Genomic DNA, 15,770 nt, shown 5'->3' with positions numbered 1-15,770 from the left:
AATAATGACATTTTGCAATAAATCAATAGAAAATGAACGTTTATTACTAAGAAAACTAACATTAAATGATGCGTCAGATATTTACGAGTATGCGTCTGATGTAGAAGTTTCTAAATTCACTACATGGGAAAAACATAGAAGTATTGATGATACGTACACTTTTTTAAATATGGTTCTGCAGAAATATGAGAACGAACAGCCAAGTGACTGGGCGATCGTACATAAGGATACTAACCAAGTAATTGGCACGTGTGGGTGGGTGTATTTGAATGAAGTACATCATCGTGCGGAGATCGGTTATGCCCTTTCTCGCAAATATTGGAATCAAGGATTAATAACAGATGTAGTACGGACCATTCTGAATTTTGGTTTTAATGAATTGGATTTAAATAGAATTGAAGCGAGATGTATAGCTGAAAATGTTGGTTCTGAGAGAGTCATGCAGAAGGTTGGCATGCACTACGAAGGCTTGATCCGTGAGCAGATGTTTGTAAAAGGGAGATATGTTGACCTTAAATTATACGGCATCCTAAAAAGTGATGGTTAATATAGTTTCTTCGAAGAGTTCTCTTCTTAAATTAAAAGATTAACCTCATCGCAAATTGGTTAATAAATTTGGACTACAGTATGAGAGGGTGTTCCAATATGAAGAAGATCGTGCTTGAACAAGCTGCTCAAAAATTTGTAGAAGCAACTGCCAATCCACCATTCCTCTTTGATTTAGGACCAGAAAAAGGCAGAAAAACGGTAGACGAGGTTCAAAACGGACCTATAACCAAGCAGTCTGTAGATGTGGAGAACGTTACGATCCCTGGAGGACCCAATGGCAACATTTCTCTCACTATTCTTCGTCCGCCAAATAATCCAGGGTCATTACCGGTGATACTCTACACCCATGGCGCAGGCTGGGTCTTCGGAAATGAACACACGCATGATCGATTAATTAGAGAATTAGCGGTTGGGTCGCAATCCGCGGTTGTTTTTACAAACTATAGCCTATCACCTGAAGCAAGATATCCCGTTGCGATAGAGGAAGTATTCACTGCTCTACAATGGGTTGCTGAACATGGACGAGCAAACGGATTAAACGCAAGCAACATAACTGTTGCAGGCGATAGTGTCGGCGGCAATATGAGTGCTGCTATTACCTTAATGGCCAAAGAGCGCGGAGGCCCGCATATCTGCAAACAGTTGCTCTTTTATCCAGTAACGGATGCATCCTTTGAGACAGAATCCTACAAGGATTTCTCAATCGGATATTTCCTCCGCAAGGATGCTATGAAATGGTTCTGGGATCAGTACACAACCAACCCTAACGAAAGAGCAGAAATTACAGCTTCACCACTAAGAGCTTCGATCGAACAATTGAAAGGACTTCCAGAAGCTCTAGTAATCACTGCTGAAGCAGACGTGCTAAGGGATGAAGGAGAAGCGTATGCAAATAAATTAAGAGAAGCCGGAGTGCAGGTAACTGCTGTACGCTTCCAAGGTACAATACATGATTTCGTCATGCTCAATGACTTAGCGGATACTGGTGCAGCAAAAGGGGCTATGCTTCTGGCGAATTCTTGGCTTCGTGAATAAAGAATCTCATGGAAAGTAGGCAAGCAGTCAGTCATCATGATTGGCTGCTTTTTCCGTGCTAGTGGACAGGAGAAGTCAACTTTTAAACGAAATTATTAGGGACTAACGAAAAAGGACAAAAGGAGATCCATACGTTATGAAATCTGATCGTATTAAACTTCCGCCAGGATTTTGGACAGGATTGCAACAGTTGGGAATGAACCCACTCGACATAGCTCGCAAAGCACAGTTGCCACTTTCGATTATTACAGAACCTATTCCAGTCACCACTGCGCAATATTTTAAAGTTTGGCAAGCTTACTCCGACCTCGTTGGCGACATTGCCACTGGAGTCATTAATCTTGTAACGGCCTTTGAAACAACACAATACCCTCCGACTGTCTTAGCAACTTACCATGCTCGTGACTACCGCGACGCACTTATGCGTATGGCTAGATACAAACAACTATGCCCTCCGGAAAGCTTGCAAATTACAGAAGCGGGGGAGAGTTGTTCCGTCGAATTAGCGTGGATGGACAGTGAACAACCGGGTCCACCCGTGTTGGTTGGAACCACTTTAGCCTTTCTTATCGAGCTTGGGCGCAGGGGCACGAATCAGCATATCACTGCACGAAGCGTGGAATTCTCCCAATCGATGGGCGATGTAAAAGCTCTTGAAGCTTATTTCGGGTGCCCTATCCGAATGGGTACAACAAGAAACCGTTTGATACTTTCTCGTACAGATCTAGATCGACCCTTTATTTCGTATAACAAAGAACTGCTGGAGATCTTGAGTCCCGTATTGGATCGATCATTGGATGAACAGAGCGGCCGTACGATCTCTGAGATGGTCAAATGGATCTTGAAGCGCAGCCTGACAAGTGGACGCCTCGATATACGTACAGCGGCGAGTGAGCTCAGAATGAGTGATCGTACACTGCAGCGCCGTCTCACTGACGAAGGGACAACTTTCACAAATTTGCTGTCACAAGCTCGGCATGAACAGTCACGAGAATACCTAGCAGACGATAAACTCGATATCAAGGAGGTGGCTTTTCTAGTTGGTTTTGAAGACCAAAATTCATTTTACCGGGCCTTTCGCACTTGGGAAGGCAGTACTCCTTCAAATTGGCGGTCGAAATATGTAAAGACACACTCGACTTCATAGCAAATTGAATCTAGCAGCGTTCTTAAGTTTTCATGATTTGGCGCGTTAAGCTAGAAATATGGCGTTGTATGCTAGTTACCAATCGATGCTGACAAAGTAATATTATCTCTATCCGGAGCACTAAATTTCCAAGAGTACTTCGAATCAGCTTGCTACGAACGACATCAAAGGAGACGACATGTATGGATATGGGATTAAGGAACAAGACAGCTCTAGTAACAGGATCAACGAAAGGTATTGGAAAAGCAATTGCCATAGAACTTGCAAGAGAAGGCGTCAATGTCCTTGTTAATGGGCGGAATCATGAAGAGGTAGATCGAACCGTACAGGAATTGAAGTCGGAGTTTCCGGATACCTCACCTCAGAATGCTGCAGGTGATATTGTGGATAAACAGCAAAGAGAAGCCTTATTTGCCAAATATCCATCTGTCGATATCCTGGTTAACAATATGGGCATTTATGAAATTATGTCGTATGAGGACGTTGAAGATGAAGTATGGGAGAAATATTTTCGCACGAATGTACTTGCCGCTAATGGTTTATCCAGCTATTATTTGCCTAAAATGTTGAAAAATAATGATGGACGAATCCTCTTTATAGCAAGTGAAGAAGCGATTATGCCTTCAGGTCTAATGCCTCAATACGCTATGACCAAATCCATGTTATTATCACTGTCCAAAAGTTTATCTAAACTTACGAAAGGAACGGAAGTTACATCCAATACGATCATGCCGGGCCCAACGCTTTCTGAAAATGTGTATCAAATTATTGAAAGCTTATTTCCCGAGAATATGGCATTTAGTGATAAAGAGAGAAAGTTTATGGCAGCCAACCTGCCTCAATCCGAAATACAGCGATTTATTCAGCCTTTTGAAATAGGTAGGCTTGCTGCATTCATATGCAGTCCTTATGCGTCCGCGTTTAAAGGAGCTCCAATACGGATGGATGGGGGTATGGTGCCTACCATTTTTTGATACCTGCAGAAGGAAGCTATTCCCATATCTTGCTCTTCGTATTATTCTATTTATGTGGGCGAATGCTCATCTTAGCAGATTATGAGGGGGGCACTTTGTATGATTACACTCAGAAAAATCACACTTGAAAACCGGCGTTCCATATTTAACTTGGAAGTTTCAGAAGATCAACGTCAGTTTGTAGCATCCAATCTATCGAGTGTGGCTTCCTGTTATGTGCTAACTACCAATGGAGGACATCCTTTTCCATTTGCCATTTATGCGGATGAGCAGCCGGTTGGATTTGTCATGATTGTTTATGGTGTAACGGGATACGATGAACCGTCACTTGCTCAGGGCAATTATTGCCTCTTACGACTAATGATTGATAAGCGATACCAGAACCAGGGGTATGGCCGGGAAGCTATGAATCACATTTTGGCATTTATCCGTACTTTTCCAGCAGGACCTGCAACTTACTGCTGGATTCCTTATAAGCAAGATAATGTTGCTGCCAAAAAGCTTTATGAAAGCTACGGGTTCCGCGATAACGGGGAAGTTTTCAACAGTGAGTCAATTACTGTCTTATCACTCTGATTTGCGTATACCCATAAATGGATTAGGGAATTATACCTTGTAAAACGAAAGATTCAGTGTTATGAGGTAATCAAATGCTTTTCATTGCGATGGCAATAATAATAATACTTGCAGCATGGCGTTGGGGAGATTGGCGAAATTGGCAAAAATACCATGCTACGATATTGTATTTCTTGCTTGGAGACATATTTTATTTATTGCTTACCTATCAGTATCCGCTATGGCAGCATCAGCCAAAACCGCCAATTCATAGTTATATCGGTACCGAGTTGTGCTGTTTGGTAGCGTTCGCAGCCACGACACTGATATTTCTAGGTAAATATCCGAAAGGAGCCACGAAGTCAACTTTATGGATTGGATTATGGGTGGTCATTTACTCTTTCATTGAGGTCATTTACTTGCTCACAGGAGCGATTCTACATTTTAACGGTTGGACGATGCTTTATTCCGTTCTCTTCAATATCATTACTTTTCCATTGCTTCGGTTACATAATTGCCGACCATTAGTTGCGTACGCGATCTCTATACCACTTGTTATTGCATTATTATTTATATTTAAAGTTCCCATTCGATAAATCAAGGAAAATGGTGCTTTCATCTAGACGACTTTTATTTTTACAAGTATAATAAAAGGGAATTTCTGGTACGCGTAACTGGCGAAACGTAGAGGACTACGGGGGAGCGCGTGTGACGTACAGCCGATCGCCTGGGCAGAGCGTTTGATCCAATGGGTCAGATGCTCTTTTTATTTCTAGGGAGATGATGACGATGAAGAGGGCAAGGAATGTCGGAGTTCTGTTGTATGAAAAGGTAGATACGTTGGATTTTACTGGACCACATGATGTGTTTGGGGTGGCTGGGTACTTAGGTAGCGGATTCCAGGTCTTTACAGTTGCCGAAAAGGAAATCCCGGTGACAACCGTTAGCGGCATCACGATTACGCCACGGTATAGCTTTGACGACTGCCCAACGATTGATATTCTCATCGTGCCCGGTGGGTTTGGAGCTCGTACAGAAATAACTAACTCAAGACTGATCACCTGGATTCGCGACGTGGCGAGTCAAGCCACAATTGTGCTTTCGGTATGTACCGGAGCTCTGTTGCTGGCGAAAGCTGATTTGTTGAAGGGGCTTCGAGTGACAACGAATCGGAAGGCATACGACCTTTTACGGGGCATGGTGTCTCCAGATACAACAGTTGTTGAAAATGTCCGGTATGTCGATAATGGCAAAATTGTCATGTCCGGCGGCGTAACAACAGGGTTCGACGCTGCGCTACATGTTGTGGCTCGGATGTCTAGCGAAGAATTGGCGCAGGAAACGGCTGCGATGTTAGAATACATCTGGCATGGTAAGTTGGACATCCGAAGAGCGGTGATAGAAGATGGCGAAGCGGTGCGTGGACTATTGGTTAATGCGGCACGTTGGATTGAGCGGACCCAGGGTCTTGTGCAGTGGCGCGAAGAAAGGTTTACGCAGGACTATGTGTCAGGATTAATCGAGCAGTATGAGTTATTTGTGGCGCATATGGATGATGTACCTGTCGGCTGCCTATCCGTCCATTGGAAAGATGAAGAGTTTTGGGGAGAACAGTTTCACGAAGATGCTGGGTATGTACATCGACTGGCAGTTTCCCGGGACTACCTTGGTATGGGAATCGGTACACGACTGCTCAATTGGGCAGAGGGCTATGCCAGAGAACACGGCAAATCTTGGCTGCGTCTAGATTGCATGGCTGGTAACGCCGCGCTCAATCGGTATTACACCCGTGAAGGATTCACGTTTTGTGGTCGTTATGAAGCTCAAGGCTGGGCCGCAAGCTTGTATGAACGGCGTATCGGAGAGAACCGTACACTTGGTTGAGCATGAAAAAAAGCTGTCCCTAAAGTCATCAAATGACCCAGGGGCAGCTTTACTTTTGATTAATTTGGCAGCCTTCTCAAATTTACAGGGAATTACTACCGCTATTTATTGGAGTAACGCAGCAAAAAGGTGAGTAACTGGAATTCCTCCTGTTAATGGGACGATTGAGCTAGGAAGGTGCGGTATTATAGGTTGATTAGCGGGATTTTTTCCAGTTAAAGGGTGAATTACTCCAGTATCTATTAGAAATAACTGGAGGCTTTCCAGTTATATGTTGGACTGGCATAATCGCGGCGATGCGGTAGAAGAATCTCGCTTGATTGCTTCAGCTAATCCGTAGATGCCTTTGTATCACGTTCAAATAATTTTTTCTAATAAATAAGTAATAAACGACCTGAAGGACTAAGAAGATGGCCATGATGATAACTGCGGCCGCGCCGACATCCAATTTAAATATCCTTTGCAGAGCTGCAAGAGCTACAACGGAATGGATAGTTGCCACGAAATACGGAAGCAGGAACAATACACCAATTTCGATCGAAACAACTTTTTTCATTTCTTTAAAAGTGACACCGATGTTATGCAATTGCTTATATTTCTGTTTATCACTTTCTTGATCCATGTAAAACTTGTTGTAAACAAAACTTCCTGAAGCTACGAAGAAGATGACGCCTAAGAATATCGACAAGAACATAATCGTGCCATACGCTCTTTTCTCAGTTTCATAGATATGGGACTTGGATAAAAATAGCGCAGTTTGATTATCGCCGTATTTCTTCTCGTATTCATCAAAAACAACGTACGTATCAGACCAATCCTCGACATTGAACGCATACCGGGGTTGGGCTTGTTCCGCATCTGCCAAGCGATCGAATACTTGATCGGCAACGACATAAATCGCTTGAAATTGATCTTGTAATAACTTCACTCGTATTTCGCCCGTTACTTGGATATTATTTCCTTCCAATGTTAAATGATTTACAAAATCGTTTTCTTCGGGAGGGACGATTTTAATTGCTTCTTGCTCTTGCAGAGAAACGGATTTCAAGTTTAATTGCTTCGCGAATTGATTATAAAGACTTGCTTTTATAACGGGAAAAGAAGATGCGTCCTCTTGAGTAAGATATTTCATAGTTACAGTTATTTTTTCATACTGAAAATGGTGATTATTTAGCTGATCTTCAATAAATCTGATCTCGTCTGCTGTGGATGGATGATGACCGAGTGATTGATAAGTAAAAGCCAGCGGATATCGAGTATCAATAGTATTCAGTGTGTTCGCCCAATAGGCATAAGAGGCGCCGCTCAAAACCACCGCTGCTGTGGATGTGATGGTAATAATGAAGAACATTCTGGCATTGTCCCTTATGCGATAGAACAAATTAGATACCCAGATTAGATTGGTGCTTTTTAAATAATAAAGCCTGTTCTTTTTTAATAAAGCAATTGCAAAAACGCTAATCTGTGAAAATAATAGATAAGTGGCAATGACGATGATGCCAATTATCATTAAAATGAATTTCTCAAGATTCTCCTTTATTGGAGCAAAAGATAAGACATATCCAGCTACAAGTAAAAGAAAACCGACGATAGCAATCATTTTTGAGAATTTAGGAGCAGGCGTAGGTGCATTCGTCGCTTTAAGCAGACGTAAGATATCCTTCTCCTTTACGATCCATGATGTGAATAATGAAACAAGCATCCCTAGCAGCAGGAAGCAGCCAAGTGTGATAAGAATTGCTTTTAACGGAAAATAAAACGGCAAGGACTGAAGCCTCAACAGTTTCTCGATGATGATCAGAAATAACTTGGAGAACACTAGGCCCGTAATGATGCCGCCGATTGTTGCCGCGACACTGATGATCGTATTTTCAATGGTGATCATTTTGAGAAGTTGACTTCTTGTAATGCCGAGAATATATAGAATACCGATTTCTTTATAACGCTTTTTTAGTAATACACTGATTGAATAAAAAACAAAGAAAAACAGAAATAAATAAGCAATGATTTCAGCACCGAATAGAGATATTTTGATGTAGGATTTGAATGTTCCTTTATCTGGATGAAGGATAAACATGGTCAAAGAGAAGAATAAGGTAACGGATATCAGCATACTTAAGAAATACGCGAAGTAGGCTTTTCCATTGCGCAGGACATTTCTTGTTGCAAACTGCTTAAAATCCATGAGTTGCTCCTCCCAAAAGTGAAAGCACATCGATGATCTGTTGATAAAATTGCGGTTTGCTGCCTCCACTATGAATTTCATTAAAGATGGTGCCATCTTTGATGAAAATGATCCTGCCGCAGTAACTGGCAGCAACAGGGTCATGCGTCACCATAATCGTGGTAAGTTGTTGTTCTTTGTTAATCTTCTCAAATAGCTCCATGACCGTTCTTGCTGCTTTGGAGTCCAAATTTCCCGTTGGTTCATCAGCCAATAGGAGAGATGGATTGTGAATAATAGCTCTGGCAATAGCTGTTCTTTGAGCTTCGCCTCCTGAGACTTCGTAAGTTCTTTTGTCAAGAAGATGCTCTATACGCAGAGTTTTGGCGATATTTTGCAATCTTTTATCCTGCTCCATCACAGAAATTCGGTCTAAGGTAAGAGGTAAAACCACATTCTCCCCAACGGTTAAGGTATCAAGTAAATTAAAATCCTGAAATACAAAGCCAAGTTTTCTGCGTCGAAAGAGTGCTAACTCATCTCCCTTCAAATCCATTGGATTGAGGTCATGAATTAAAATATCCCCTGTTGTGGGTTGATCTACCGTAGAAATCATGTTTAGTAACGTAGTCTTGCCGCTGCCGGATGGTCCCATAACCCCTACAAATTCTCCGGGTTCAACGGATATGCTAATTTGATTTAAAGCATGATACATGACATCTTTGCCGTATGTTTTACTTAAATGACTGACTTTTAAGATTTCCATTCACAATCGACTCCTTTATATTTGTCTTCCGTATATAGACTACTTCGTCTTGTCATTAGAAGCGATTCACCTTTCTTACTAGAACCTTACATTGTTGTAAGGTTGGGAATAAGTAAAAAAACATGCACCAGGGTATTAGGCATGTTCTTCTAGTAGTAGTTATGATCTGTTTGGCTATGATCAAATAGAATGCTAACTTTTGTACCTTGGTTCACTTCGGATTGAATAGAAATCTTATGATTTAAGTTTTCGCATATCTTTTTTGCCAGATACAGCCCCATTCCCGTAGATTCTCCCAAAATCCTTCCGTTATCACCGGTAAAGAAGGGTTCAAATACCCTCCTGATATCTTTAGGATGTATGCCAATGCCCTCATCCTTAACTTCCAGCACGGTATGATCTTTCGTTTGAAAGGCGGATACAGTCAAATATTTCCCTTTGCCCTTAGTATATTTGATACCGTTTGATATCAATTGCTCGATTACAAATTTAAGCCATTTGACATCGGTGTAAACCTCAATGGTGTCGTTAACATCTACTTTAGGCAACATATTATTTTTAATAAACAGCTTTTTATCTTGGTTGATACTATCCAAAATTAACGGCTTCAGATGTGATTTTTCAATAACAAAGTCTCTTTCAAAAGCATCGATCCGAGCATAATATAACGCCATATTCAGACCCTTTTCTAATTTATAAACTTCTTCGCTCATACCATGTGCGTATGGTTCGCCTGCATGTGCTTCAAGCTGAAGCCGGATCACCGAAAGTGGTGTTTTCATTTGGTGTACCCATTGATTAATAAAGGTTAAGTGCTCTTGATGGTTTTTGTTGATTTGGTGGATGTTCTTCTCATATAAGCGGTATTGCTGTTTTAATAAAAATGAAATATGGTGCCCCCAAAAGGAGTCGCCTTGTTCCAAGGAGATTTCTTCGATGGCATTGAATTTACGAGATAGTAATCTATAGACTTCCTTAGTCATTACATATTTCCAACTGAGAAACACAAGCAGAATAAAAGAATTGAATAAAAACACATATAGAACATCTATCCATGTAAAATCACTCGCAAGAACACAATAGAAAGTAGATAAAATAACGGAAAAATAAAAAACAACGAGATAACTCGTTTGCTCTTTTATAAATAAACGCATATGAGATCAGCTCCTACCAGCTTTTGTTTAATTTGTAGCCCAATCCTCTTATTGTTTCGATGCCGTTCTCAATATTAAGGTCTTGTAATTTTTTTCTTACCCTGGTGATGTTAACGTTGAGTGTGTTTTCTTCAACAAAATCGGAGTGATCCCACATTTGCTCCAAAAGATAATTTCGGTTAACGACCTTAGGATAGGTCTGGATTAAGCTTTCGAGCAGTATTGCTTCTTTCTTAGTCAATATGGCGGTTTTTCCTTGACATTCCAGCTCTAATCTTTCGGGGTATAATCTTAAACCTTCCAGTTCAATCACCCGTTCATTTAGAGATGGGGCATAATCCCCGAAGACTCGTCTGATATGACTATTTATTTTGGCCATCACGACTTCGTAGGAGAAAGGTTTCGTAATATAATCATCCGCACCGTTCTCAAGAGCTCTCACTTGATCTAATCCGCTCTCCCTCGCGGATATAAAGAGAATAGGCACTTTCGATATTTCTCTTATTCTTCTACACCAATAAAATCCATCGAATTTAGGGAGATTAACATCTAGCAGGACGAGATGAGGAGTGAGAAGTTGAAATTCTTCAATGATGCTTTCAAAGTTTGTCACAACAGTTGCAGCAAGACCATATTTTTCAATATGTTCTTTCATTAGGCGACTTATTGAGATATCATCTTCTACAATATAAATCGTATAATTCATAATAAAGGCCACCTCCAAGTTTAGATCCGCAAATGTTTAATTTTTTGCCAAACAATGTTACGCTCATAGTATCATTTTAACCAATAGATTTAACAATCATAAGATCTAGCCTATTCGGTATCCTAACAGAAGCGAGGGAATAAATATGTCATTAATCGAATTCGGTATTGTTGGTAGAGGGTGGAGAGCTGATTTCTATTTACGTATTGCTAAGGCGCTGCCGCAGCATTTCGCTGTCCGGGCAATGCTAGTCCGTGACGAGGAGCGCGGTAAAGAGATTGAGGATGAGTGGGGCGTGAAAACCTACCGTGATATGGCATCTTTCGCTTCAAGCGGGCCACTCATGTTCGCGGTCGTTTCTGTCCCATGGGATGCTGCGCCTTCCTGTACATTGGAGCTGGCAGAGAGGGGAATTCCGGTATTGACAGAGACACCACCGGCCAGAGACATCCCGGGCATGATTGCCCTGTATGAATCGCTGCGCAAAGTGAAAGGTCGCGTCCAAGTAGCCGAACAGTATTTATATCAACCGATGCATGCTGCGCGTATTGCTTTTACGAGATCGGGTAAACTAGGTGACGTTTCACAAGTTCAAGTTTCGGCCGCTCATGGCTACCATGGCATCAGCCTAATCCGAAAATTGCTTGGCATCGATTTCGAGAACGCTGTCATCAAGGGACAGAGGTTCACGTCTAAGCTAGTCAAGGGCCCTGGGCGTTATGGGCCTCCGGAAAGCGAAGAAATTGGCAATTCCGTGCAGGATATCGCAACACTTTGCTTCGGAGATAAGCTGGCACTGTTTGATTTTACAGGTGATCAGTATTTTTCATGGATTCGCAAGAATCGCATTCTTGTTCGAGGTAGCCACGGAGAATTAACGGACGAATCGTTCCGGTATTTGCAGGACTTCCAGACACCTATATACGGAGAGCTCCGAAGAGTTGATACGGGGCACAACGGTAACTTGGAAGGGTATTATCACCGAGGGATTACTGCTAATCATGAATGGGTGTATGTAAATCCGTTCGTTCTTGGCCGTTTATCTGACGATGAAATCGCCATTGCTTCAAGTTTGGCTAAGATGGCGGACTACGTTCAGGGCGGGCCTGCATGTTACGGATTGGAAGAAGCCATGCAGGATCATTATTTGTCGATTATGATGCAAGCGGCAATCGAGTCGGGTGAAGAGTTGACGACGACAACTCAGCCTTGGGCATATGGAAGTGAACAAGCATCTTCATAATTGAAGAGGGGAGCGATTCATCCATGACCGATTATACGGAACAGAACCGCATACACTGGAACGCCCGTACTGCCATCAATGCCGTCAGTGCGGATCGATATGATATCGCCGGGTTCAAGGCGGGGAAATCTAGCCTTGGCCCGATTGAGCGCGAGGAACTGAGCGATGTGGCAGGGAAGTCATTGCTTCACCTACAGTGTCACTTTGGTTTGGATACTCTCTCCTGGGCTCGTCTCGGCGCAGTCGTTACTGGGGTAGATTTATCCGATGAAGCTATTGCACTCGCTGAACGTTTGAGTCAAGAAACTGGGCTAGACGCGCGATTTCTTTGTACGGACATTTACGAACTGCCACAGGTACTCGATGATAAGTTCGATATCATTTATACAGCAGGCGGCGTTTTGTTTTGGCTTTCTGATCTTGATCGGTGGGCGAAGATCATCGCGCATTTCCTCAAACCTGGCGGCATCTTCTATCTACAGGAGGAGCATCCGTTTCTCAATGTCTTTGATGATGCTGCCGATGTGACCGATTTGCTCACTCGCTATCCATATTGTCATACAAAGGAACCGATTCAGATTGAGGGCCTTCTGCCACATTCAGATCCAGCAGACAATCAGCGCGGCACCGAGTATGTCTGGAGCTACAGTTTCAGCGATATATTGAACGCCTTAATAGCCGCAGGACTTCGCTTGGATTATCTCCATGAGTTCTCCTATGGCAGTAACCGACGATTCCCATTCATGACGCAAGGCGAAGACGGGCAGTGGCGATGGAAGGACTCCGCTAACCAGATTCCACTTACATTTTCGCTGCAGGCCTCTAAAGGTTGATGAGGGCTGCATGACGAAAGAGAATAGAAACTACAAGCCTTTCCCCAATACGAGGAAATAACTTATTTCTATTAAAATAGAAGACCACAGTTCCACAGTAACCTTCAGGATTCCCTGAAGGTTTTTTTGTTTCCATTTAGCGTCATTTCCGTGGAGTCTTCCAACATCATGAGTCAAATCCTATCCAGTAGTGTAAAGATAATGTAACAAACCTTGGGTCGTTCATATAATCTTTAGCTGCGCCAAATCCCCATCTTACATTCACACGGTATGGTAATGCATATCGGATTTCATATTGGAAGGAAATGGAGTGTGGTAAGAGTGAAAGTAGGTTTATTGAGAGTTGGATTGTCGCTAGCATTATTCACTGTTCCCCTCAATGCGATGGCAGAGGAGAAGCCTGAACTGTCCTTCCCCGTTATTAGTGATATTCATGTGCAGTCTTGGGATAAGCAGTCCCAGCATAAGTTCGCTGCCGCACTGCGTGACTTAAACGAGGTGAGTCCGAGCTCCGATGTCCTCATTATCAATGGGGATTTAACGAACGGAATGTCATCCGACTATGACAAATTAAATGAACTACTGAAGTCAAATCCACATCCGAAGAACATGGCGATGACGATGGGGAATCATGAGTTCTATCAAGCGTGGTTCGATACAAACAAAGTATGGAATGCGAATACGTTCCCCAACAAGGAGTCGGAGCAAGCCTCCATACACCGTTTCCTACAGCTCACGGGAGAAAAGCAAGTCTACTATGACCGAAGCATTAAGGGGTATCATTTTATTTTTCTTGGATCCGAGCAATATCGTCAATCCAATGAGACTAACCTAGAAGATGCCTACCTATCACAGACGCAATTAGACTGGTTGAGTGCGAAGCTGAAGGAAGATGTCGATGCAACAAAGCCAGTTTTCGTGTTCTTACATCAACCCTTGCCCTATACGGTTGCGGGCACACATTTCTGCTGTACGAATAACAGAGCAATCGTTCAACATGAAGAATTGAAAAAAATATTATCAGATCACCCGCAAGTAATCTTCTTTTCCGGCCACACCCATTGGGAATTGAAGTTGCCCAATACGATCGTGCGGGATAAATTTACAATGGTCAATTCATCGTCCGTGCAACAGCCCTGGACAGACGACGGACATGGCGGGGAAAAGGCATTAGGGCCAGATGAAAGTGAAGGCCTGTATGTTGAGGTATACAAGGATAAGCTGACAATTAAAGGACGCGATTTTTTCCGACACCGTTTTATTCAAGAAACACAATACTCAGTGGCATTGGGGGGAAATGATAAAGAAACAGAACGCTTTCACAATGTGGAACAATTACCTGTAACGGAGCTGTTTCGTTGGCTAATTTTAGCTGGAAAAGATTGGTTTAGAGGTAGTTAATCCGTGACATATAAATGAGGGAAATGCCGCCAATTTATTGGCGGCTTTTTATTTGAGCGCAAGTGTCGAGTAGATCTATGAGCTTGAAGAGGCATATGATTACTTGAACACATATTGCCCTTATCTAAGACATCTGATAAGATGAACTAAACTTATTAAATCATTTTAATAAGTGGAATAGGTTCTTTTATATGAAAGGTTCTGATCGAAATGACGAACGTCTTTAAAACACCGAAAGAGTTAAGGGAGCCGTTAATTTATCGCATCCGCGCAGGGCTCATTATGTTAGGAAGCGCGACTAAAGCGGAGCTCAGTCAGAGACTCGGGATAAGCTTTCCGACGATCAGTAAATTTATAGCTCAAATGGAGAAGGACGGAGAAATCCGCTATACCGGTGATGATGATTCCAGCGGGGGCAGAAGGGCAAAGAGGTATACCTATGATCCTGAGTACATGCTGGGTTTAGCTATATTTGTGGAAAAGAATGAAACAAGTTATTCGATATTTAACTGCCTTGGGGAGGTCAAAGAGCAGGGGACCAAACCAAGCGTAATCCAACAAGATGCGCAAATGCTGGGAGACCTAATTGAAGCGTTGATCGAGAAATATCCAAGACTTCGTTCCCTTGCAATAGGAGTTCCTGGTGCCGTTAATAATGGCAAAATCATTTTTATCCCCCCGTATCAGCAGTTCTTTAATTATGATCTAAAAGGGGAATTCGAATCCAAATTTCAAATATCGGTTGTTGTTGAAAATGATATGAATGCCTCGGTGCTTGGCTATGCGTCCAACTACGAGATTGAGAACGAATCTCTGATCTATCTGTATTTCGGCCAGAATGGGCCGGGCTCTGGGATTATGATCAATGGCGATGTTGTGCGAGGCAGCACCTTTTTCTCAGGTGAGATTTCATTCGTACCTCAGTATGATCATCATACGTTCCTGGAAGCGCTGCAGAGAGGGGACCGCGATCATCGAATGGCTTTAGGAGAAGAGAGTCAGATCGATGCGGTCGCTCGTTTGATCGCTACTTTTACAGCTATTATTAACCCTCGAACAGTTGTGTTCTGTGATGATGAAGTAGACGAGGAGCTTTTGGATAAAATCACAGCTAGAAGCTCGGCTTATATCCCGCAAGAACATTTGCCTAACCTCCTGGTGAGCAATTGGAGGCATGATTACTTAACAGGACTGCAGCTTTTGGCGCTAAATTCAATGATTACGGATAATTGATTGAAATAGGTGGCTGCCCAGCGACGGTTATCAAGCGAATCATCTACGAAAAGAGGAGTATGCCGCGGCAGCTGCTCTTTTTTGCATAATGTGATTAAGTCACAGACAGATCATTATGGAACTGGT

The 15,770-nt window shown here is 42.5% G+C and carries 15 protein-coding genes and 1 riboswitch; of the genes, 11 read left to right on the top strand and 4 right to left on the bottom strand.

All coding sequences use genetic code 11. The features are described 5' to 3' along the window. Positions 1-4: 4 nt before the first annotated feature. From GQF01_RS04185 to GQF01_RS04155, 7 genes are all read left to right on the top strand, one after another. On the top strand, positions 5-547 hold the full coding sequence (locus tag GQF01_RS04185; RefSeq protein ID WP_161405612.1) for a GNAT family N-acetyltransferase: 543 nt from the start codon (positions 5-7) through the stop codon (positions 545-547). 98 nt (positions 548-645) lie between these two features. Beyond that, complete coding sequence (locus GQF01_RS04180) at positions 646-1,584, top strand: alpha/beta hydrolase (RefSeq protein WP_161405611.1); 939 nt, start codon at positions 646-648, stop codon at positions 1,582-1,584. Positions 1,585-1,720: 136 nt separating this feature from the next. Then, positions 1,721-2,731 carry an AraC family transcriptional regulator gene (locus GQF01_RS04175; RefSeq protein ID WP_161405610.1) on the top strand — a complete coding sequence of 337 codons (1,011 nt, stop codon included), beginning with the start codon at positions 1,721-1,723 and terminating at the stop codon, positions 2,729-2,731. Positions 2,732-2,913: 182 nt separating this feature from the next. Then, positions 2,914-3,705 carry an SDR family NAD(P)-dependent oxidoreductase gene (locus tag GQF01_RS04170; RefSeq protein WP_161405609.1) on the top strand — a complete coding sequence of 264 codons (792 nt, stop codon included), beginning with the start codon at positions 2,914-2,916 and terminating at the stop codon, positions 3,703-3,705. A gap of 99 nt (positions 3,706-3,804) precedes the next feature. Beyond that, positions 3,805-4,281: a GNAT family N-acetyltransferase gene (locus GQF01_RS04165; RefSeq protein WP_161405608.1), complete on the top strand. Its 477-nt coding sequence runs from the start codon at positions 3,805-3,807 to the stop codon at positions 4,279-4,281. Positions 4,282-4,355: 74 nt separating this feature from the next. After that, entirely contained in the window at positions 4,356-4,856 is a 501-nt protein-coding gene (locus GQF01_RS04160; protein ID WP_161405607.1) for a CBO0543 family protein, read from the top strand. 64 nt (positions 4,857-4,920) lie between these two features. Then, positions 4,921-5,000, top strand: a riboswitch (ZMP/ZTP riboswitch). A 49-nt stretch (positions 5,001-5,049) separates the two neighbouring features. Then, entirely contained in the window at positions 5,050-6,144 is a 1,095-nt protein-coding gene (locus GQF01_RS04155) for a GNAT family N-acetyltransferase (protein WP_202556071.1), read from the top strand. 325 nt (positions 6,145-6,469) lie between these two features. Here the strand turns inward: GQF01_RS04155 and GQF01_RS04150 are convergent, their stop codons facing one another. The 4 genes from GQF01_RS04150 to GQF01_RS04135 all read right to left on the bottom strand — a co-directional run bounded on the left by GQF01_RS04150 (position 6,470) and on the right by GQF01_RS04135 (position 10,934). After that, positions 6,470-8,329: an ABC transporter permease gene (locus GQF01_RS04150; RefSeq protein ID WP_161405605.1), complete on the bottom strand. Its 1,860-nt coding sequence runs from the start codon at positions 8,327-8,329 to the stop codon at positions 6,470-6,472. Continuing rightward, complete coding sequence (locus tag GQF01_RS04145) at positions 8,319-9,074, bottom strand: ABC transporter ATP-binding protein (RefSeq protein WP_161405604.1); 756 nt, start codon at positions 9,072-9,074, stop codon at positions 8,319-8,321. Before GQF01_RS04145 ends, GQF01_RS04150 begins: the two co-directional genes overlap by 11 nt. Positions 9,075-9,223: 149 nt before the next feature. Beyond that, positions 9,224-10,228 (bottom strand): sensor histidine kinase, encoded by a 1,005-nt coding sequence (locus tag GQF01_RS04140; RefSeq protein WP_161405603.1) that lies wholly within the window; start codon positions 10,226-10,228, stop codon positions 9,224-9,226. Between the two features lie 13 nt (positions 10,229-10,241). Next, a complete protein-coding gene (locus GQF01_RS04135) occupies positions 10,242-10,934 on the bottom strand; it encodes a response regulator transcription factor (protein WP_161405602.1) in 693 nt (230 codons plus the stop codon). A gap of 145 nt (positions 10,935-11,079) precedes the next feature. Between GQF01_RS04135 and GQF01_RS04130 the strand changes: the two genes are divergently transcribed. The 4 genes from GQF01_RS04130 (at position 11,080) to GQF01_RS04115 (ending at position 15,644) form a co-directional block, all read left to right on the top strand. Then, positions 11,080-12,177, top strand: coding sequence for a Gfo/Idh/MocA family protein (locus GQF01_RS04130; RefSeq protein ID WP_161405601.1), 1,098 nt, complete (start codon positions 11,080-11,082; stop codon positions 12,175-12,177). A gap of 23 nt (positions 12,178-12,200) precedes the next feature. Continuing rightward, positions 12,201-13,010, top strand: coding sequence for a class I SAM-dependent methyltransferase (locus GQF01_RS04125; RefSeq protein WP_161405600.1), 810 nt, complete (start codon positions 12,201-12,203; stop codon positions 13,008-13,010). 321 nt (positions 13,011-13,331) lie between these two features. Beyond that, a complete protein-coding gene (locus GQF01_RS04120; RefSeq protein ID WP_328803391.1) occupies positions 13,332-14,411 on the top strand; it encodes a metallophosphoesterase family protein in 1,080 nt (359 codons plus the stop codon). A 210-nt stretch (positions 14,412-14,621) separates the two neighbouring features. Continuing rightward, entirely contained in the window at positions 14,622-15,644 is a 1,023-nt protein-coding gene (locus GQF01_RS04115) for an ROK family transcriptional regulator (protein ID WP_161405598.1), read from the top strand. Positions 15,645-15,770: the final 126 nt, after the last annotated feature.

Source organism: Paenibacillus silvestris (assembly GCF_009882985.1).
GTDB classification, from domain to species: domain Bacteria; phylum Bacillota; class Bacilli; order Paenibacillales; family NBRC-103111; genus Paenibacillus_E; species Paenibacillus_E silvestris.
Note: the sequence above shows the minus strand (reverse complement) of the source record. Positions and strands in the feature narration are given on the sequence as shown.